At 60.2% G+C, this 19,749-nt stretch carries 20 protein-coding genes; 8 read left to right on the forward strand and 12 right to left on the reverse strand.

Annotated features, from left to right (window positions below; genetic code table 11):
* Positions 1-8 precede the first annotated feature (8 nt).
* Both O3S81_RS14190 and O3S81_RS14195 read left to right on the forward strand, forming a co-directional pair.
* On the forward strand, positions 9-830 hold the full coding sequence (locus tag O3S81_RS14190) for a mechanosensitive ion channel family protein (RefSeq protein ID WP_269344114.1): 822 nt from the start codon (positions 9-11) through the stop codon (positions 828-830).
* A 180-nt stretch (positions 831-1,010) separates the two neighbouring features.
* On the forward strand, positions 1,011-1,697 hold the full coding sequence (locus O3S81_RS14195; protein WP_269344116.1) for a ZinT family metal-binding protein: 687 nt from the start codon (positions 1,011-1,013) through the stop codon (positions 1,695-1,697).
* Between the two features lie 52 nt (positions 1,698-1,749).
* On the opposite strand, the gene O3S81_RS14200 is transcribed toward O3S81_RS14195, so the two are convergent.
* The 3 genes from O3S81_RS14200 to O3S81_RS14210 form a co-directional block, all read right to left on the reverse strand.
* Entirely contained in the window at positions 1,750-2,568 is an 819-nt protein-coding gene (locus O3S81_RS14200) for an ABC transporter permease (protein ID WP_269344118.1), read from the reverse strand.
* Positions 2,565-3,353: an ABC transporter ATP-binding protein gene (locus tag O3S81_RS14205; protein ID WP_269344120.1), complete on the reverse strand. Its 789-nt coding sequence runs from the start codon at positions 3,351-3,353 to the stop codon at positions 2,565-2,567. Before O3S81_RS14205 ends, O3S81_RS14200 begins: the two co-directional genes overlap by 4 nt.
* Positions 3,354-3,494: 141 nt before the next feature.
* Positions 3,495-4,538, reverse strand: coding sequence for an ABC transporter substrate-binding protein (locus O3S81_RS14210; protein WP_269344121.1), 1,044 nt, complete (start codon positions 4,536-4,538; stop codon positions 3,495-3,497).
* Between the two features lie 291 nt (positions 4,539-4,829).
* Here O3S81_RS14210 and O3S81_RS14215 point away from each other — a divergent pair, with 291 nt between their 5' ends.
* From O3S81_RS14215 to O3S81_RS14240, 6 genes are all read left to right on the forward strand, one after another.
* Entirely contained in the window at positions 4,830-6,389 is a 1,560-nt protein-coding gene (locus O3S81_RS14215; protein WP_269344122.1) for a VOC family protein, read from the forward strand.
* A 166-nt stretch (positions 6,390-6,555) separates the two neighbouring features.
* Entirely contained in the window at positions 6,556-9,330 is a 2,775-nt protein-coding gene (locus O3S81_RS14220; protein ID WP_269344124.1) for a DUF2339 domain-containing protein, read from the forward strand.
* Between the two features lie 61 nt (positions 9,331-9,391).
* Positions 9,392-10,033: an HD domain-containing protein gene (locus tag O3S81_RS14225; protein ID WP_269344126.1), complete on the forward strand. Its 642-nt coding sequence runs from the start codon at positions 9,392-9,394 to the stop codon at positions 10,031-10,033.
* Positions 10,034-10,044: 11 nt separating this feature from the next.
* Positions 10,045-10,896, forward strand: coding sequence for an MOSC domain-containing protein (locus O3S81_RS14230; RefSeq protein WP_269344128.1), 852 nt, complete (start codon positions 10,045-10,047; stop codon positions 10,894-10,896).
* A 63-nt stretch (positions 10,897-10,959) separates the two neighbouring features.
* Positions 10,960-11,466, forward strand: coding sequence for a hypothetical protein (locus O3S81_RS14235; RefSeq protein ID WP_269344130.1), 507 nt, complete (start codon positions 10,960-10,962; stop codon positions 11,464-11,466).
* 153 nt (positions 11,467-11,619) lie between these two features.
* Positions 11,620-12,834 carry an MFS transporter gene (locus tag O3S81_RS14240; RefSeq protein ID WP_269344132.1) on the forward strand — a complete coding sequence of 405 codons (1,215 nt, stop codon included), beginning with the start codon at positions 11,620-11,622 and terminating at the stop codon, positions 12,832-12,834.
* 30 nt (positions 12,835-12,864) lie between these two features.
* On the opposite strand, the gene recO is transcribed toward O3S81_RS14240, so the two are convergent.
* From recO to O3S81_RS14285, 9 genes are all read right to left on the reverse strand, one after another.
* Positions 12,865-13,629 carry a DNA repair protein RecO gene (gene recO / locus O3S81_RS14245; protein ID WP_269344134.1) on the reverse strand — a complete coding sequence of 255 codons (765 nt, stop codon included), beginning with the start codon at positions 13,627-13,629 and terminating at the stop codon, positions 12,865-12,867.
* 56 nt (positions 13,630-13,685) lie between these two features.
* Complete coding sequence (locus O3S81_RS14250; RefSeq protein WP_269344135.1) at positions 13,686-14,063, reverse strand: response regulator; 378 nt, start codon at positions 14,061-14,063, stop codon at positions 13,686-13,688.
* A 135-nt stretch (positions 14,064-14,198) separates the two neighbouring features.
* Complete coding sequence (locus tag O3S81_RS14255; protein ID WP_269344136.1) at positions 14,199-14,951, reverse strand: Crp/Fnr family transcriptional regulator; 753 nt, start codon at positions 14,949-14,951, stop codon at positions 14,199-14,201.
* 365 nt (positions 14,952-15,316) lie between these two features.
* Positions 15,317-16,267 carry a GTPase Era gene (era, locus tag O3S81_RS14260; protein ID WP_442864921.1) on the reverse strand — a complete coding sequence of 317 codons (951 nt, stop codon included), beginning with the start codon at positions 16,265-16,267 and terminating at the stop codon, positions 15,317-15,319.
* Between the two features lie 85 nt (positions 16,268-16,352).
* Complete coding sequence (gene rnc / locus O3S81_RS14265; RefSeq protein WP_269344139.1) at positions 16,353-17,066, reverse strand: ribonuclease III; 714 nt, start codon at positions 17,064-17,066, stop codon at positions 16,353-16,355.
* A complete protein-coding gene (gene lepB, locus O3S81_RS14270; RefSeq protein WP_269344141.1) occupies positions 17,063-17,809 on the reverse strand; it encodes a signal peptidase I in 747 nt (248 codons plus the stop codon). Before lepB ends, rnc begins: the two co-directional genes overlap by 4 nt.
* A gap of 210 nt (positions 17,810-18,019) precedes the next feature.
* On the reverse strand, positions 18,020-18,424 hold the full coding sequence (gene acpS / locus O3S81_RS14275; protein WP_269344143.1) for a holo-ACP synthase: 405 nt from the start codon (positions 18,422-18,424) through the stop codon (positions 18,020-18,022).
* Complete coding sequence (locus tag O3S81_RS14280) at positions 18,421-18,999, reverse strand: DUF2062 domain-containing protein (protein WP_269344145.1); 579 nt, start codon at positions 18,997-18,999, stop codon at positions 18,421-18,423. The genes acpS and O3S81_RS14280 overlap by 4 nt, the downstream gene beginning before the upstream one ends.
* A 436-nt stretch (positions 19,000-19,435) precedes the next feature.
* A complete protein-coding gene (locus O3S81_RS14285) occupies positions 19,436-19,582 on the reverse strand; it encodes a hypothetical protein (protein WP_003496944.1) in 147 nt (48 codons plus the stop codon).
* Between the last annotated feature and the right edge of the window lie 167 nt (positions 19,583-19,749).

Here is a 19,749-nt window from a genome sequence, read left to right on the forward strand (position 1 = left end):
GATAATTCATGGAACAACAGGCAACGGATATCATCGTCGCATCGCAGACGGCCGTGCGGCAGGCGAGCGCGCTGGCGGTGCAATATTCCTTTTCGGTCATCGGTGCGCTGCTGCTGCTGATCATTGGCTGGCTGGCCGCCACCTTCCTGCAGCGCTGGGCCTTCCAGGGCCTGTCGCGCATTCGCGGTTTCGATGCGACGCTTGCCGGTTTCTTCGCGGGTGCCATTCGTTATGTCGTGCTCATTCTGGTCATCGTCATGGTGCTTGGCCAGTTCGGGGTGCAGACGGCTTCCATTCTCGCCGCCCTCGGCGCTGCCGGCCTCGCCATCGGTCTTGCCCTGCAAGGCACGCTGCAGAACATCGCCGCCGGCATCATGCTGCTTGTGCTGCGCCCGTTCCGGGTGGGCGAATATATCGAGACCGGCTCCGTCAGCGGTACGATCATTGAAATCGGGCTGTTCGCCACCGAACTCAAGACCAGTGACGGGCTTTATCGCCTCGCTCCGAACTCCACCCTCTGGAACGTGCCGATCACCAATTACAGCCGCTTCCCTTCGCGTCGTCACGAACTGAGCCTGACGGTCAAGAACGACGAGGATCTTTCTTCTGCGCAGGACATGTTGATGCGCGTGGTGCGCTCCGAAAGCCGGGTGCTGCTGGACCCTGCCCCTGTAACCTTCGTCGATTCCGTCAGCGTCGACAGCGCCACCGTCAAGTTGCGTTATTGGGTGCGCAGCGACAGCTATTTCGCAACGACCCGCGACGTGACGAAAGCGATGAAGCTCGCCTTTGACGAACGCAAGGCCGAGGTGAGCGCACAGCCCGCCTGAGGCGTGACCGCTCACCCTTGCCGCACATTTTTCAAGCGCGGTGGCTGACCAGCCATCGCGCTTTTTCATGACGCTACGTCAACATGCGCCCTTGCGTCCCGCCAAAGACGCCTCTATAGGTCGACACGTAATGTTATTACGTTACTTGTTTTTGATCGCAGACTGAAGAGGGCCGAAACAATGCAGAAGACACTGACCCGCGTCACCGGCGCGCTCGCACTTGGTTCCATGCTGCTGGCGGCTGCCGCGGCAACCGCTGCCGGCGGCGACAAATCCGCTGCCCACAGCCATGACCATGGTCATGACCACGGCCATCAGATGACCGAGGCGGAAAAGCAGATTTACAAGGGTTATTTCGAGGATGCGCAGGTGAAACCGCGCGCGCTTTCCGACTGGGAAGGCGACTGGCAATCCGTCTATCCCTATCTGCTGAACGGCTCGCTCGACAGCGTCATGGCCGACAAGGCCGCACATGGCGACAAGACGGCGGCTGAATATCGCGCCTATTACGAGATCGGCTACAAGACCGACGTCAACCGCATCGTCATCAAGGCCGACAGCGTGGCATTCTACAAGGACGGCAAGCCCGCTGAAGGCACCTATGTCAGCGATGGCCGCGAAATCCTGACCTACAAGAAGGGCAACCGCGGCGTACGCTATATCTTCAAGAAGACCGCCGGCGACGAGGCCGCGCCGCAATTCATCCAGTTCAGCGACCACTCCATCGCCCCGGTCAAGGCCGGCCATTACCATCTTTATTGGGGCAATGATCGCAAGGCGCTGCTGGATGAAGTCACCAATTGGCCGACCTATTATCCCTTCCTGATGGATGGAGCCGACATCGTGAAGGAAATGGCGGCGCATTAAGTTTGCACCGGCTTCCAGCACGGGCACATTTCTCGTGCCCGTGCTGTATTCCTTATTGCCCCATGGTGGAGCGATGCGCCCAGCCGGTCATGCGCTTTTCCAGCCAGGCCATGACCGCATACATGGCAATACCTTCCACCGCGAGCATCAAGAGACCGGCAAAAACCAGCGGCACGTTGAACTGGCTCTGCGCCGAACTCATCATATTGCCGAGGCCGTAATTGGAGGCGACGGTTTCCGAGACGACCGAGCCGACGAAGGCGAGCGTGATGGCGATTTTCAGCGAGCCGAAAAAGTAAGGCATGGAGCGCGGAATGCCGACCTTCAGCATGATGTCCATCTTCTTTGCGCCGAGTGCGCGCAACACGTCTTCCGTCTCCGGCTCGATAGTGGCAAGGCCGGTGGCGACATTAACGACGATGGGAAAGAAGGAAATCAGGAAGGCGGTCAAAACGGCGGGAACCGTGCCGATGCCGAACCAGATGACGAGGATGGGCACCAGCGCCACCTTCGGAATGGCGTTAAAGCCGATCATCAGCGGATAAAGCCCCGCATAGATGGTTTTCGACCAGCCGATGAACAGGCCGATGGCGAGACCGGCGGCGACGGCAATGGCGAAACCCAGCGTCGTGGTGTAGAGCGTCTGCAGCGAATTTTTCCAGATCGGCGACCAATACTGCACGATGGCCTGCCCGACCCTGACCGGCGACGGCAGAATGGTCGGCGGCATTTTCAGCGCGTAGACGAGCAGTTCCCACAGCACGAAAAGTGCCAGCGTATAGAGCCACGGCGCGGCCTTCACCCAGTTGACCCGGGCAATCAGTGGCTTGCGCGGTTCGGTCGTCACGGCGCTTTCCATGATCGCGCTCATGCCGCCACCCTCGCCTGCGCGATTTCGCCATGCAGTTCCTGTACCATGTCGTTGAAACCCTTGTCATACATGATATCGAGCTGGCGCGGGCGGGCAAACGGCACGCGGTGTTCCGCGAGCACTCGGCCGGGCCTTGCACTCATCACGAAAATCTTGTCGGCCAGAAAGGTCGCTTCGCGCAGATCATGGGTCACGAGGATGATGGTGACGCGCTGCGCGGCGTGCAGATCGCGGATGACGCACCACAACTCCTCGCGGGTGAAGGCATCGAGCGCGCCGAAAGGCTCGTCCAGCATCAGCAGTTCCGGTTCGTGGATCAGCGCGCGGCAGAGATTGGCGCGCTGCTGCATGCCGCCGGAAAGCTGCCATGGATATTTGGAACCAAAGCCCTTCAGGCCGACGATTTCCAGCAGGCGCTCGGCTTTCGCGACATAGTCCGCCTTGTGGGCACGCAGCCGGCGACGGTGTTTCTCGACGATTTCGAGCGGCAGCAGGATATTTTCCAGCGTCGTGCGCCAGGGCAGCATCGTCGGGTTTTGAAAGGCCATGCCGACGATGGAGACCGGTTCGGTGACCTGTCGCCCGGCAACGATGACATTGCCCTTTTGTGGAATATGCAGCCCCGTCACCAGCTTCATCAGGGTGGACTTGCCGCAGCCGGACGGGCCGACGACCGCTGCGAATTCACCCTTGTCGACCGTCAGGTTCAGACCGGATACGGCAAGCGTGCCGGCGGAGCCGCCATAGCGCATATCGACACTGTCTATTTCCACGAGATGTGACATCGCAGTCCCCTATGTCTTCGGCGGGAACGGGCGCTTATGGCCTTCGTTTTTCCTGCCCATTTCCAAGGCTGCCGGCTATACCGGCCTTGCCGTTCGTTTCTTCTCCCCGCCGGGGAGAAGAAATTTGCCGTACCCGCTCGCTCAGGGAAGCATGCGTTCTTCCTTGGCCGGCAGATATGTCGCGTCGAAGACCTGCTCCGCCTTGACGTTGCCCTTCAGGCCAAGCGAAACCTTCAGCGTCTCGATGGAGGCCGCAAGCCGGGTCGGATCGACCCCGCCCATGCCGTTTTCCACCACATAGGGCGTCTTGATATTCATGCTGTTCGCCATATTGAGGCGTTCGAGCTCAATGGTGCTGTCGAGCGTCTCGTTGCGCTTCAGCACCGCCGCCACGCCCTCTTCCGGGATCTTGACGGAATCGGCGAAGCCCTTGGCCAGCGCCTTCAGGAAACCCTTCACGGCATCAGGATTTTTCTCAGCGAAATCAGTGTTTACCAGCACCGCATTGCCATAGAGATTCAAGCCGTGCTCGGCCATCAGGATGGTCGAGATATCGTCATCGGCAATGCCCTGTTTCTTGAGATTGAGGATAACCGAAAAGGCAAAGCCGAAAACAGCATCGACATCGCCCTTGGCGAGCATCGGTTCACGCACCGGAAAACCGATCGATTCGATCTTGATCTTGCTGTCATCGAGGCCAGCAACCTGCTTGAAGGCCGGCCATTGTGCAAAAGCGCCATCCGGCGGCGGTGCGCCGAGTTTCTTGCCTTCCAGTGACTTCGGATCGCCGGTGACACCGAGCGACTTGCGGCCAACCACGGCAAATGTCGGGCGCTCATAGACCATATAAACGGCCTTGATTTTCTGGCTCGGATCTTCGTCGAGGAACTTCATCACCGAGTTGATATCTCCGAAACCCATCTGGTAGGCACCGGTCGCAACACGCGGGATGGCCTCGACCGAGCCGTTGCCGCTATCGATGGTGACATCCAGCCCTTCGGCCTTGAAATACCCCTTGTCCAGCGCCAGCAGGAAACCGGCAGCCGGCCCCTCGAATTTCCAGTCGAGCGTGAATTTCACCGGCGTTTCGGCACGAGCACCCGTTACCGGCAGCGAAACGCCCGTGACCGCACCGATGGCGGCAATGGCGAGCGTCTTCGACAACAACCTGCGCGTTAAAATCATCTATTCCCCCTGATGGTTTTGCTGGATTGGTTGTATAAGACCCAATTCCAACCCCCAAGGCAAGATAAAATTGCATACAAAATAGCCATTATTTTGTATGCTTATTTTATGCGCACCAATGATCGATATGCGGGCAAAAAGGCGGAGATTCTGCTCATCCCGCGTGCAACGAAGGCGCGGAAATATCGTTCACACAGAGAACACATCGTTCTCATTTGCCGGGGTTGCGGATCAGGGGCAGCGTGAGACAAATAGGGCCTCAAACAGCAGGCGAAACGGCGGGACGGCGACATGAATTCTGCACTTGGCATACACCACATCACCATGATCACCCGGAAGGTGCAGGCGAATGTGGATTTTTACGCCGGTTTCCTGGGGCTGCGGCTCGTCAAGCGGACGGCCGGTTTCGAAGACGCCATGCAGCTGCACCTGCTTTACGGCGACGACACCGCCTCGCCCGGTTCGCTGCTGACCTTTCTGGTCTGGGAAGATGGCGGCCAGGGCCGCGTCGGGTACGGACAGACATTGGAAATCTCCGTGGCGATCGATCCCGCCGCAATCGGTTTCTGGCTGACGCGGGCGCTGAAATTCGGCATGCGCGCCGAAGGTCCGTCGGATGAATTCGGCGCCCCCGTCATCCGGCTGAAAGACCCTGATGGCCTGATTGTGAAGCTTGTCGGCACCCATGCCTTTGCCGATGCGACGCCGCATGTGACGGCCGATATCTCCGCCGAAGACGCCATTCGCCGGATCTATGGCGCAACCATGCTGAGCGAGGTGCCGGAAGAAACCGTGGCGTTTCTGGAAAAACACTTCGGTTACCGGCAGGAAAGCCAGTCGGGCGCGATCCGCCGGCTTACCTCCGACAGCGGCGACATTATCGACGTGCGCGACGCGACCGGTTTCTGGTCCAGCGCGCCCGGCACCGGCACGGTCGACCACATCGCCTTCCGGGCGAAGGACATGGATGAGCTGAACACGGTTCTCACCGGGTTGAAATCGCTGAATTCCAGCACCACCAACGCCCATGACCGCAAATATTTCCACTCGCTCTACGTCCGCGAACCGGGCGGCGTGCTGATTGAAATGGCGACCGATGGGCCCGGCATGACGGTGGACGAACCGCTGGCAACGCTCGGCAAAGAATTGTTCATTCCGCCGCTTTTCATGAAGGATGAGGCGGATGTGCGCGTCGCCCTGCCGCAATTTGCAATGCCGGGTGAAGAGCGGATCGTTTATCGCGACCTGCCCTTCGTGCACCGTTTTTATACGCCCGAAGAACCTGACGGCAGCACCATCATCCTGCTGCACGGTTCCGGCGGCAGTGAAACGAGCCTGATGCCGCTGGCGCACCGGGCGGCACCCGGCGCCACCCTTCTCGGCGTGCGCGGCCGCAGCACGGAAGAGGATATCGCCCGCTGGTTCCGACGCTTCCCGGATTTCAGCTTTGACCAGAAGGATATCGTCTCAGAAGCGGAGGCCTTCGCCGCCTTCGTGGAAGGAGCAATCCGCGCCTATGGTCTCGATCGCTCGAAACTGCGGTTTATCGGCCATTCCAATGGCGCGAACTTCTACGCGGCCTTTGCGGCGCTTTATCCGGAGCTTGCCGGCAACGCCCTGCTCTATCGCCCGATGCCGGTTCTCGACACATGGCCGGAGGCCGATCTTTCCGGCCGCGATTTCCTGCTTGTTGCGGGAGAACGCGACAAATATCGCGACAAGGCGGGCGAGTTGCAGGGCAGGCTTGCGGCAAGCGGCGCAAGGGCCGAGATGAAAACGGTCGAGGACGGGCACGAGCTGGGGCTTACCGATATCGAGGCGGCGCGGCACTGGCTGGCGGATGCTTCCTGATTGGAGTGCGCATGGGGTCGAGCGAATGCGCCTTGCGTTCTTCTCCCCGCCGGGGAGAAGAACGCGGCACTCGCTCGCTCTCCCCGTTACCACACCTCCATCAACCGGGCCTTGCATAAACTCCCCAAAAGAGCTTTAAAAACAGCTTGGTAATTGGAGAGCCCGTTTGGACATCCCGCTGTTTATCCTCGCCCTTGTCGCGGCCTTCATCTACACGCTGGTCGCGAGCATCCGCAATTCAAGCCGAATCAAGTCTCTGGAACGGGAGGTTCACAGCCTCAAGCGATTGATGGCCGCAGGCGTTGCGGCTCCGCTGATGACGCAGGCAGAGAGCGCGGAAACCGCGGAAGCGGAAAGCGAAGCCGCGCCGGAAGCAACAGCCTTCCAGGCTGAATACGCATCCAAGCAGGAAGAAGCCGCAGCCACGGCAGCACCGGAAGAGGTCGTGCGAGACGAAGCCCAGCCTGCGCTTGCCGCAACGGCCGTTGAAGCACCGGCGGCGAAGGAAAGCTTCGAAAGCCTGCTCGGCGCGCGCTGGGCGGTTTGGGCCGGCGGACTGGCGCTGGCGCTTGGCGGTATTTTCCTCGTCAAATATTCGATCGAATCGGGTCTCTTGAGCCCGGCGGTCCGGCTGTCGCTCGCCGCCATTTTTGGCCTTGTGCTGGGGCTTGCCGGCGAGGCGATCCGCCGCAAGGCGGTTCCGGGCATTGCCACCACCTATTCCAACGCCATGATACCCGGCGTGCTGACGGCGGCCGGCGCATTGACGCTGTTCGGCGTGGTTTATGCAGCCTATGGCATTTACGACTATATCGGCCCGGGCACGGCATTTATCCTGCTTGGCCTCGTCGCCTTCGCCACCATCGGCCTGTCGTTGCTGCACGGACAGGCGCTGGCCGGTCTCGGCCTTCTCGGTTCGATGCTGACGCCGGCGCTGATTTCCACCGAGACGCCGAATATCTGGGCGCTTTTCGTCTTCCTGACGGTCGCGTGGCTTGCCACGGCAGCGGCCGCACGCCGGCAGGGCTGGACCGTGGTTCCGTCGCTTGGCAATGCCGGCCTCGGCCTCTGGGCGCTCGGCTATATCGGGTTTTCCGATACGATCAGTGCCGAACCGCCGACACTTGCCCTGCTCATCATGCTGGCCGGCACGATCTTCCTCTGGCCCGGAAAACAGCTCGACACCCCGCCCGCAGAAACGGCCGAAACAGCAGTTCCCGAGCGGCGCGCGGTTCGTATCATGCGGCTTCTGCTGCGTCCGTCGCTCGCCATCAATCTCACGGTATCCATGGCCGTGATCCTGCCGGCCATCGGCGTCCTCTTTGCCGAGGGCAGCATCGACACCCATCCGGCTGTGGTCGTTTCGGCGCTCATAGCTGCACTTGCCGCCCTTGGCGCTGCCCGCCACTATGCGGTCTGGCCCGCCATCATCGCCGCGCTCGGCGCGCAGACTGCGGTATCGCTGATGTCGCGGCAGGGCATCGACTTCATCGGTCTCATCAATGATACCGGCGTAACGCTTCCGCCCGTCGGAACAGGTTACACCGCGGAAATAGCCATGGCACTCGGCCTCGGCGCGATCCTGGTGCTGTGCGCCTTCTCCTTCCTGAAACGCAAGGGCGCCGAAGATGCGGATTTCGCCCAGCTCTGGGCCGGTATCGCAGCACTTTTCCCGGTCTGGCTCGCGACGGCAAGCTTCGTCGAATATGGCAATCTCGGCCGTGACTGGCTGCACGCTGCCTACGGTCTCGGCCTCGGCTTCGTGCTGATCGCAGGTGCCGAATGGCTGCACCGGCAGAACAACGAGACCTACCGCAAGCCGCTCAACATTCTCGTGCTCGGCTCCTTCGCCGCCTTCGCGCTTTGCCTGCACACGCTGACGGAAGGGCTTGTGACAACCGTGTTGCTTTCCGTCATTGGCTTCGCCTATGTGCTGGCAAGCCGCCAGCGCAACTGGGAGGTTCTGCCCTGGGTGATGGCGGTGGCAAGCGTTGCCGTTCTCGGCCGCATCGCCTGGGAACCCACCATCGTCGGCCCGCAAAATCTCGGCACCACGCCGGTCTTCAACGCGCTTCTGCCGGGTTATGGCATTCCCGCCCTTCTGGCCGTCGCCTCTGCCTGGCTGCTGCGTGACTGGCCGGGTGTCCGCGCCAAGAACTTCCTGCAGGCGATTGCCAGCGTCATGGGCCTTCTGGCTGTGGCCATCCTCATCCGCCACGCGATGAATGGCGGCACGCTGGATGACAGCGTACCGACACTTGGCGAACAGTCGATCTATACGCTGCTGACCATTGGCTTCTCAGGTGTCTTGATGACGCTCGATCTCAAGAGCCCCAGCCCCGTCTTCCGTTACGGTTCGATGATTGCCGGCGTGATTGCCGTCATCAATGTGCTGACGATGCATTTCTTCACGCTCAACCCCTATTTCACGGGCGAGAATACCGGTCGCATCCCGGTCCTCAACCTGCTGCTCATCGGTTACCTGTTGCCGGCGCTCGCCTATGGCGGCCTTGCCTATTATGCGCGGGGAAAACGTCCGCCGCCCTATGTCAGCATGCTGGCGGTGGCGGGTGCGGCACTCGGTTTTGCCTGGGCCACGCTTTCGGTGCGCCGTTTCTGGCAGGGCGAAAACATCGCCGACTGGAAGGGCTTCCTGCAGGGCGAGACCTACAGCTATTCGGTGGTCTGGCTGCTGATCGGTGTGCTGCTGCTCGTGCTCGGCTCGCGCTTTAATGCCCGCAGCCTGCGTCTGGCATCGGCCGCCTTCGTGCTGATCTCCGTCGCCAAGGCCTTTCTGATCGACATGAGCAATCTGGAAGGTGTGCTGAGAGCACTGTCCTTCATCGGGCTCGGCGCGGTGCTGATTGGCATTGGCTTGTTTTACCAGAAAATCCTCACCCGGAAGCCTGCCCTTCGCGACCCGCGACAAGCCGATACATGATGTCAATTGCGCGGGCGCGATTCCGCCTCTAAACAGCATTGCCAAAGCCGATGGAGTAGCAATGCAGGCCCAATCTTTCGCGCCTTACGAATCGCTTGCCGAAGCGCTGATACCGCATGCCGCGGATAGCGGCGACGGCTCGCACGATCTCGCCCATATTCACCGCGTCTTCCGCAACGCCATGCGCATCCATGAGCAGGAAGGTGGCAATGGCACCGTGCTGGCGGCGAGCGTGCTTTTGCATGATTGCGTGGCCGTGGAGAAGAACTCGCCCTTGCGCGCGCAGGCCTCGCGGCTGGCGGCGGAAAAAGCCTCGGGCATTCTGGACGGGCTCGGCTGGCAACGGCAGGATATCGACGCCGCCGCGCACGCCATCACCACCCACAGCTTTTCCGCCAATATCGAGCCGCAGACACTGGAAGCGAAAATCCTTCAGGATGCCGACCGGCTGGATGCCATCGGCATGATCGGGGCGGCGCGCTGCTTTTATATTGCCGGGCGCATGGGCTCGGCGCTTTATGATCCGGCCGATCCGCTGGCGAAGGAACGGCCGCTGGACGACCGCGCCTTCGCCATCGACCATTTCGAAACCAAGCTGTTCAAACTGGCCGACGGCTTTCGCACCGAAACGGGACGGCAGATGGCAGAAGCCCGCCATGAGCGGTTGAAACAGGTGCTGGACCTGTTTCTCGATGAGATTTGAGGAGACCGAAAATGCGTGTGACCGAACTCAACATCTATCCGCTGAAAAGCGCGCGCGGCATCGCCCTCTCCGAAAGCCACGTTTCGGCGGAAGGCCTGCCGGGCGACCGCCGCGCCATGCTGACCGACCCTTCCGGCCATTTCATCACCCAGCGTGAATTGCCGGATATCGCCACCGTGCTGGCGCGGCATGTGGATGGCGGCATGGCGCTTTCGCGCGAGAAGAACGGTGAGATTTTCGCACGCCCCTCCGGGCAGCGCATGGATGTGGCCGTGTGGAAATCGATCGTCAGCGCCAATATCGCCGATGACGACACCAACGGCACGCTTTCGGCATGGCTCGGGCGCGAGGTGAAGCTCGCCTTTTTCGACGATGCCTCCAACCGCATTGCAAGCCTTGAATGGACGGGCAATGAAACGCCCGTCACCTTTGCCGATGGCTACCAGATCCTCGTCACCACCACCGCCTCGCTTGCCGCACTGAACGACAATATGCGCGACAATGGCGAGGACGCCGTGGGTATGGAACGGTTCCGGCCGAATATCGTGCTGGATACGGACGAAGCATGGGCGGAGGATCGCTGGGCGGCCATCGAGATCGGCGGCATTCGTTTCGATCTCGTCAAGCCCTGCGCCCGCTGCATCATGACCACGCAGGACCAGATGACCGGCTCCCGCGACGTGCCCTCCCCCATGAAGGCCATGGGCCGCATCCGCATGTCCGGAGACCGGCGCGTGCCGGGCCCGCTGTTCGGCTGGAACGTGACGCCGCGCGGTCAGGGCAGGCTCTCGGTCGGCGATGTGGCAAAGGTGGTGGAGGAACGGCCAGAGGGCTGGGCGATCAAGCGGCGGCAGGCGGAGTGAAATTATAAGTTGATTTCTAAAAAATAAAAATCAATCATGGGTTATATTATCGGAGATAATGCCATGATCGATTTTCTCAACGCCATTTCGAATAATCACATATCTGTCGTTGCCACGATAGGGATATTGATGTGCGTGGCGGGCTTACTTTTATGCTTCTTTTCCGCAGGCAAAACCCATGGCGTGGTGCTTGCACTCGTCGGCGCGGTTTTCACCGCACTACCCTTTATCACCAGCATGAAGGTCAATAAGGACGGGCTGGAAATTCTGACGAACAGCCAGGAAGTCAACACCAAGCTGGCGGCTTCGGTTGCGCAACAAACAAAGGCGATAGAAGAACTCAAGCTCGGTCTCGCGGCACTTGATACTGTTGTCAGGACCTTTGCAAAAGAGCCGTCGCTCAGCTCCAACAATTCCTTTGTGCCTCAGGTAGACTGGTCGGTTGTTCAGCAAAATCTGGGCACGTCAATCAACAATTCCGATACGCTTCTCGACGATATCCAGAAACGGCAGCAGAGCCTTGAAGGAATTCTCAACCGCAATGGCGCGCTGATAAACAAGATGTATTGAAGACGCCGTCCCATCAGCATCACGAATAGTGCCGTCAAGAAAAGTCGCTAGTGGGGTCGGCTGACAAAAGATAATATTCATCCCATCATAGAGGAATCCGCAGCAAGCCATCTCCCTTTCTTTTGGGCGCGGCGCTGTGATGGGGGAATGTTCATGTCGCAAGCCACACGCCAGACCATGCCCTGGCTGATCATCGCAGCCGGGTCGCTGATTGCGGTCATGACCTTCGGTCCCCGCTCGGCCATGGGCTTCTTCCAGTTGCCGATGCTTGCCGATACCGGCTGGGATCGCTCCACCTTCGGTCTCGCCATGGCCCTGCAGAACCTGTTCTGGGGCCTTGGCCAGCCATTCTTCGGCGCAATCGCGGATAAATATGGCACGGGCCGCGTGCTGGTGCTTTCCGGCATCCTTTATGCCGCCGGCCTCATCTGCATGTCCTTCGGCACCTCGCCCTTCTGGCTGCATTTCGGCGGTGGCGTGCTTGTCGGGCTCGGCATTGCCGCCGGTTCCTTCAGCGTCATTCTCTCTGCCTTTGCGCGTCATGTCACGCCGCAGCAGCGTTCGCTCGCCTTCGGCATCGGCACGGCGGCGGGTTCGGCCGGCATGTTCCTGTTTGCGCCCATCAGCCAGGGGCTGATTTCCGCCTATGGCTGGTCGGACAGCCTCGTCTGGCTGGCCGCCATGATGATGCTGGTGCCGCTGCTTGCTTTTCCCATGCGCGGCAATGCCTCCTCCGGCAGCCAGTCGCAGGCGCAGTTCCAGCAGACCGCCGGCGAAGCACTAAAGGAAGCACTTGGCCACAAGAGCTACCTGCTTCTGACCACCGGCTTTTTCGTCTGCGGCTTTCAGGTGGCCTTCATCACCGCGCATTTCCCGGCCTATCTCGGCGATATCGGCATCGAACCGCGTTACGCCGTCATTGCCATGGCGTTGATCGGCTTCTTTAATGTCATCGGGTCGCTCGCCGCCGGGGTTATCGCCCAGCGTTATTCGAAACCCTATCTGCTGGCCTATATCTATATCGCCCGTTCGGTCGTGGTCACGGCCTTCCTGCTGCTGCCGCAATCCCCGCTTTCGGTCATCCTCTTCGCCTCCGTCATGGGCGTTCTGTGGCTTTCCACCGTGCCGCCCACCAATGCGCTGGTGGCGATCATGTTCGGTACGCGCCATCTCGGCATGCTGGGCGGCGTGGTTTTCCTCACCCACCAGATCGGCTCGTTCCTCGGCGTCTGGCTGGGCGGTTTCCTCTACGACAGGTTCGGCACCTACGATATCGTCTGGTGGCTCGGCGTCGGCATGGGAATTTTTGCGGCCATCGTGCACTGGCCCATTCAGGAGCGGCCGGCGCCGCGCCCGGCAATGGCCTGAGATCAGAGCGCTTTCGCTTTTTGGAAAGGCCTATCCGGCCTTATCGAGCGCGGGCGGTGACGCCCTGCCTTCCAGCGCCTTCAGCGCCGCCTGCACGAAACCGTCGCGGGCGGCGTTTTCATTGAGGCCGCGCGGATCGTAGACATGCCGGTTGAGGAAGTGCGCCGTCAGCCGGAAGGCGGCCGCGAGGCTCTCGCGATCGGCCGCCTTGGATTGCCCCTCGCCGAGAAAGGCGGGAAGCGCAAGCATCCTCTCCGCATAGGGTGCGCCCGCCGTGCGGCACACCGCCCTGCCCGTCTTCGGCGAGACATAGATGAGATCGGTGCGCAGCCCCGTCGCCGCACATTCGGTAAGATCGAGGCCGAAACCGAGCTCGTTCAGCACCGCCAGTTCGAAGCGCACGAAGAGTTCGCCGGCGTCGACGGGATCGTGGAGATTGTCGAGAATGATATCGAGCGCCTGGTAAAGATGCGGATGCGGATCACGCTCCGGCAGAAGCCTGAGCAAAGCGCCCATGGCCTGCACGCCAAAAACGGCGGTCGCCGTCTCCATCAGCTGTGCTGCGCGCAATTGCAGCGGCTCGATGCGGAATTCGCCGAGATGGTCATGAAGCCGCGCCCGCCAGATGACATCCACCCGGTTTCCCGCCTGCAGCACCGGCTGCATGGTGCGAGACCGGCCGGAGCGCACCATTCCCAGATGGCGGCCGCGCGAAGGCGTCATCACCTCGGCGATGACACTCGTCTCGCCATGGCGTTTTACGCCGAGAATGATTGCCTCATCCTGCCACTGCATGAAACCTGTCCGAATTTCGATTCAAGCCCGATCATAACCGATCTGGCGGCGAAACGTTATTCTTTTACGGCATTTCCGGTGACGCCGACGAGGCTGAGGACAAAACCGATGACTTCGTTTTCACCGAAAGGCTTGCTGAGCAAGGGCGTATGCAGGAGATCTTCCGGAAAACCCGTCGTATCGCCGTAACCGCTGACGAAACCGAAGGCGATGCCCGCCTCACGCAGCCCCCGCGCGAAATCGAAGCTCTTGCCGTCCGTCAGGCTGACATCGAGAAGCACACAGTCGGCGCTGTCCTCTTCCACGGCCTGCCTGGCCTGTGCCAGCGTGGTGGCGATGACGACGATTTCCACACCCATGGACTGGAGAACCGCTTCGACATCAAGCGCCACCAGATATTCATCCTCAACGATGATAACCCGTTGTGGCACCATATGTTTTCTTCTTCCTAAATGAGGGATCCGCCGGGCTTGAGCCGCGTCTCCGAAATGATTCTCCAATGAGATATCACCACAGGAGTCGCAAATTACGGCCCCACCGTCATTTAAAAAAGACATGTCGAAACAAGATCAGATGAAGGGTCTTTGACGCTTCTCGTCGCTTTCCCAGCCGGCCACATTGGCCAGCCCGGCGTTATCCAGCACCAGACAACCCTTGTCCGTCCAGCGGATCAGGTCGCGATCGACCAGCTTTCTCAAGGTCTTGTTGGTGTGCACGATGGAAAGGCCGAGCGTATCTGCCACATGCTGCTGGGTGACGGGGATAGGCGTTTCGCCGCGCACGAGATTAACCGCCTTCGCCTTGCTATACAGGAATGCGATGAGATAGGCCGCACGCTCCAGCGCGGTGCGCCGGCCGATGCTGAGGAGATGGCTGTCGAGCATGCGTTCCTCACTTGCCGCGATCCAGGTCAGGTCATAAGCAAGGCTTGGATGATCGGTGAAAAGGTTGTTGAGGCGCGAGCGCTCGAAGACACACAGCGTCACCGGTGAGAGCGCCTCCACCGAATGCTGCATTTCCCCCATCACCGTGCCCTGCAGACCGACGAGATCACCCGGCATGACATAATTGAGGATCTGCCGCCGGCCGTCCTCCAGCGTCTTGTAACGGAAGGCCCAGCCCTGCAGGACGGTATAAAGATGGGCGCTGTGCGAACCTTCCATCAGGATGACCGAGCCGCTTTCCACCGCAAGTTCTCCGGTCTTGAAACGCGAGACGAAATCGAGCTCGGAAGAGGAAAAATCCCGGAAATGCGGCAAGTCACGCAGGGGACAGTGCTGGCACGGTGTGGTGGAAATTCCGTTCGGTTTTTTTGGCGACATGAATATCCGTCATCGAAAAAGGTTGCGCCCAATTGTTTTGGAACAACCCGCCCGAAGGGTATTCGGTTCCCGATGAGGGGTGAAGATATTCAGATCGTTCGGAAATCCCGATATCTGCCCGCGAGATAGGACGCAAAAGCAGTATTTGAGGACAGCCACAACCCTGCATCGGCTCCAAACGCTCCCCGCCGTCATTCCGGCCCTGAGCCGGAATACAGCCGGCACGCGTCGGCGCGACGGGAGGGTCCTTTTCAGCCCAAGGATCTGGGCCGGCCGGATACCGGCTCAAGGCCGATATGACGGTTGTGTCGGCGATCCGCCGTTGCCCTGCGCCTATCCGGCAATTTTCAGCGCGAGGCCGAAATTTAACCCCGCGGGAACTCCAGTCCCATTTCGCGGAAGCGCTCGGGGTCGTCGCCCCAGTTTTCGCGCACCTTGACGAACAGGAACAGATGCACCGGCTGTTCGAGGATTTCCGATAGTTCCTTGCGCGAGGCGGTGGAAATGGCCTTGATCGCATCGCCATTCTTGCCAAGCGCAATCTTCTTCTGGCTGTCGCGCTCGACATAGATCACCTGCTCGATGCGCACCGAGCCGTCCTTGCGCTCCTCCCACTTTTCCGTCTCGACATGCGAGGCATAGGGCAGTTCCTGGTGCAGCCGCAGGAAGAGTTTTTCGCGGGTGATTTCGGCGGCGAGCTGGCGCATCGGCAGATCGGAAATCTGGTCTTCCGGATAATACCACGGGCCTTCCGGCAGTTCGGCGGCCAGATAGTTCATCAGGTCTTCACAGCCCGAGCCATTGGTGGCCGAGATCATGAAGGTACGGTCGAAAGCAACCGTTTCATTGGCGGCGGCGGCAAGCTTCAGAAGGTCTTCGCGCTTCACCTGGTCGATCTTGTTGAGGCAGAGGATCTTCTTCTGCGGAACGTCCTTCAGGCCTTCCAGAATGGTTTCCGCATCGCCCTTCAGCCCGCGCTCGCTATCGATCAGCAGCAGGATGAGGTCGGCATCCTTGGCGCCACCCCAGGCGGAGGTGACCATGGCACGGTCGAGCCGGCGGCGCGGCTTGAAGATGCCGGGCGTGTCCATGAAGACGATCTGTGCATTGTCGTGAATGGCGATGCCGCGCATGACCGCGCGCGTCGTCTGCACCTTGTGGCTGACGATCGACACCTTGGCGCCCACCAGCCGGTTGACCAGCGTCGACTTGCCGGCATTGGTCGGGCCGATAAGGGCCACAAAGCCGGAGCGGGTCGGAAGGGCGGCATCTTCGCCTGTTACGGCGGGGTTTTCGTGATCGGTCATGGTATCCATTCAAGGTCAGAGGTATTCAACATGCGGCCAAAGGGTCCGCCATGCGCTCGATTGTCAGCACCCGGTCGTCGCCGGGCGCTCAGTCTCAGGTGGAGGACTTCTGCCAGACGCCTTCGCGTTCCAGCAATCTGGTTGCCGCCACCTGCTCGGCCGCGCGCTTGGAGCGCTCGACACCGGTTTCCGGCTTCACGCCGGGAATTTCCACCGTCACGGTGAAGCGTGGATCGTGATCCGGTCCGGAGCGATCGTCAACCCGGTAAGAGGGCGTGGTCGCAAATCTCGCATGCGCCCATTCCTGCAATTCCGTCTTGGCGTCGCGCCGCCCGGCATCCACGCTTGTCGCACGGCTCTGCCAATATTTCAGAATGAATTTGCGCGATGCTTCCAGCCCGCCATCCAAATAGATGGTGGCGATCAGGCTTTCGACCACATCGGCGCGCACGTTGAGCATCGCCTTGCCGGTGAGCTTCTTCACGTCCGATCCGGTGCGGATGAAATTATGCAAACCCATCTCGTCGCCGATCGAAGCACAGGATTCGGCGCTGACAAGCTGGTTCAGGCGAACGGAAAGCTCGCCTTCGGTGGCGTTGCGAAAGATGGAGAACAACAATTCGGCAACGCAGAGGCCGAGAACGCGATCGCCCAGAAATTCCAGCCGCTCGTAATTGCCGGCCGCGGCAGAGCGCGCACTGGCATGGGTCAAGGCCCGGTCGAGCCGGGCCTTGTCCTTGAATTCATATCCGATCAACGCTTCCAGACGGGAAATCTCGTCCGCCGAAAGCGGCTTGCTCTTGCTCATCCCACAACCTTGAACAGGCGGTCCCAACGCATGTTGGCCGGCCATTCCCAAATGCGGCTGAACGGCGTGTCGTTGCCCAGCGAGAAGAAGATGACGCTGGCGCGGCCGATCAGGTTTTCTTCCGGCACGAAACCGACGTCGAAGCGGCTGTCGAGCGAATTGTCGCGATTGTCGCCCATCATGAAATAATGGCCTTCCGGCACCACGAATTCGCGGGTGTTGTCGCCGCGCGAGTCGGGCGACTGGTCGAGCGTGTCGTAGGTTACGCCATTGTCGAGCGTCTCGCGGAAGACCGGCACATTGGTGCCCGGATCCGCACGGTAATCCGAGGTGAAGGCGCCATCCGGCTGCTTCGGAACCGGCTGGCCGTTGATGAACAGCACGCCGTTCGTCACCTGGATGCGGTCGCCCGGCAGGCCTACGAGGCGCTTGATGTAATCCACTTCAGGATTGGGCGGCAGGCGGAAGACCACGACATCGCCGCGCTTCGGCTTGCTGAATTCAAGAATGCGGCCGGAGAACAGGTTCGGCGAAAAGGGCAGCGAATATTTCGAATAGCCGTAGGAGAACTTGTTGACGAAAAGATAGTCGCCAACCAGAAGCGTCGGCATCATCGAGCCCGACGGGATCGTGAAGGGCTGAAACAGCACGGTGCGGATGACCATGGCCAGCAGCAGCGCCTGAATGATGACCTTGACGTTCTCCCAGAGGGCGTTCTGCTTCTTCTCAGCTTTTTCCGACACTTATAGACCTGCCTGATTGTGTTTCCCGGCTTCTTCGGCTTCACGAAGCTCTCCGGGCCGTTGTTTGTCGCGCCTGCGGCGGGTGAAGCGGTTTCACGCAGCCGGCAACGCTTTCATATTTCTGCGACTTCTCTAGAACCTTTCCAGCCCGAAGGGAAGCGCTTCTGTCATACGCCAGCAAATAGAGCGCCAATGCGGCCTCCCCGGGTCTCAGCCGTTCACGGGAACCGCCTCGATAATCACAAATGCCTGAGCGTAAGGGAAATCATCCGTGATCGTCAGATGGATATTGGCGCGGTGGCCGGCGGGCAGCATGGCCGCCAGCCTCTGCCCTGCCCCATTGGTCAGGATCATGGTCGGCTTGCCGCCCGGCAGGTTGACGACGCCCATATCCTTCCAGAAAACGCCGTTTGCAAGGCCGGTTCCAAGCGCCTTTGAGCAGGCTTCCTTGGCGGCGAAACGCTTGGCATAGGAAGCAGCGCGGTTTTTCCGGCCATCCGATTTCGCCCGCTCGATATCGGTGAAACAGCGATGGGTGAAGCGCTCGCCGAAACGTTCGATCGATTTTTCGACGCGGCGGATATCGATCAGGTCGCTGCCCAGTCCAATGATCATTTCAACATCTCCAGGGAAGCATTCTTGTTGGCGGCGCGGTGCGCGAGATTTTCCATCTTGCGCCGCTGGAAACCGCTGATGAGGCCGTAAACGGCGATATAGGCGATGACCGCGCTGATGGCGGCCGGAAACACCGCACCGATGGTCATGGGTTCCAGAACCGGTGTCCATATCTGCCGGAATTCGAGATGGCTGAACAGCGCAACGAAATCCACATGCGCCGCACTTTCCGTCTTCTGCCGGCCAAGGATGAAATGCCCCAGCTCCCAGGTGGATGCCCAGATGAAGGGAAATGTCAGCGGGTTGGCGAAGGTGGTGCCGAGTGCTGCCGCCACGAGATTGACGCGCATCAGAAAACCGAGCGCCATGGCGATGAGGATATGAACACCGAGAAACGGTGTCCACGCCACGCCGACACCGAGCGCAACGCCGGCGGCAACCGAATGCGGAGAGGCGGACAGCCTGAGCAGACGCAGCTTCATATAGCGCAGCGAACGGGAAAAACCCGTGCGCGGCCAGAAGAGGTCGCGAATCTTCTCTGAAAAACCAACGGGTTCACGGCGGCGAAACGGCATGGAGGGCAGTCTATTTCATCGCCCGGGCCGAGCCAAGTGCATCGTAGACGACGCAGGGATTCTTTTGCAGGCGCATTTTCTTCCGTCATTCCGGCCTTGATCCGGAATCCAGCCGAAACGCGTCCGCGCGGCGAGAAGAATTCTTTCAGCCCAAGGACTTGGGCTGGCTGGATGCCGGATCAAGTCCGGCATGACGGACGCGGGATCTTACGAATGCAGTGGATATCGCACCTTCGATATCAGTCCCGATTTATTGTCGTACGTTACGAAGGGGACTGAGCCGGTTTTTCTGCGGCACATTTGTCTACCTGTTCGGGACAACCGCCTGAAGCGCACATTCACATAGTTTTACGAGACACAGGTGCACAAGCACGACTGCTGCCGTGCACCTTTTCAGTCCATACGCATGGCGAAAGTCTGCCATGCGCTGAGTGCATTACCGGCGGAACAGGCCGCGGTCGATTTCGCGCTGGCGGAACTCGAGGTCGACATTCGATACCGAGCCGCTGAGATATTCGAATTCGCGTTCCTGGGTGGTCTTGCCACGAACGGCGCGGGCGATCTTGCGAAGCGGAGTAAACATGATTTTCGGTCCTTTCGGTTTGGAACTGGCGTTTCTCATCGGTGTTCATCCACCGGCACGCCGCGTTTCCTTCTCTTCAATTTCTGAAAGGAAGATAGTCGCAAACCGCCCCTGCGACCAGAGACAGGAAAAGGCCGCTGCCATGCACTCAACGCATAACAACAGCC

This window comes from Agrobacterium sp. SOY23, from assembly GCF_027212525.1.
Lineage (GTDB): Bacteria > Pseudomonadota > Alphaproteobacteria > Rhizobiales > Rhizobiaceae > Agrobacterium > Agrobacterium tumefaciens_I.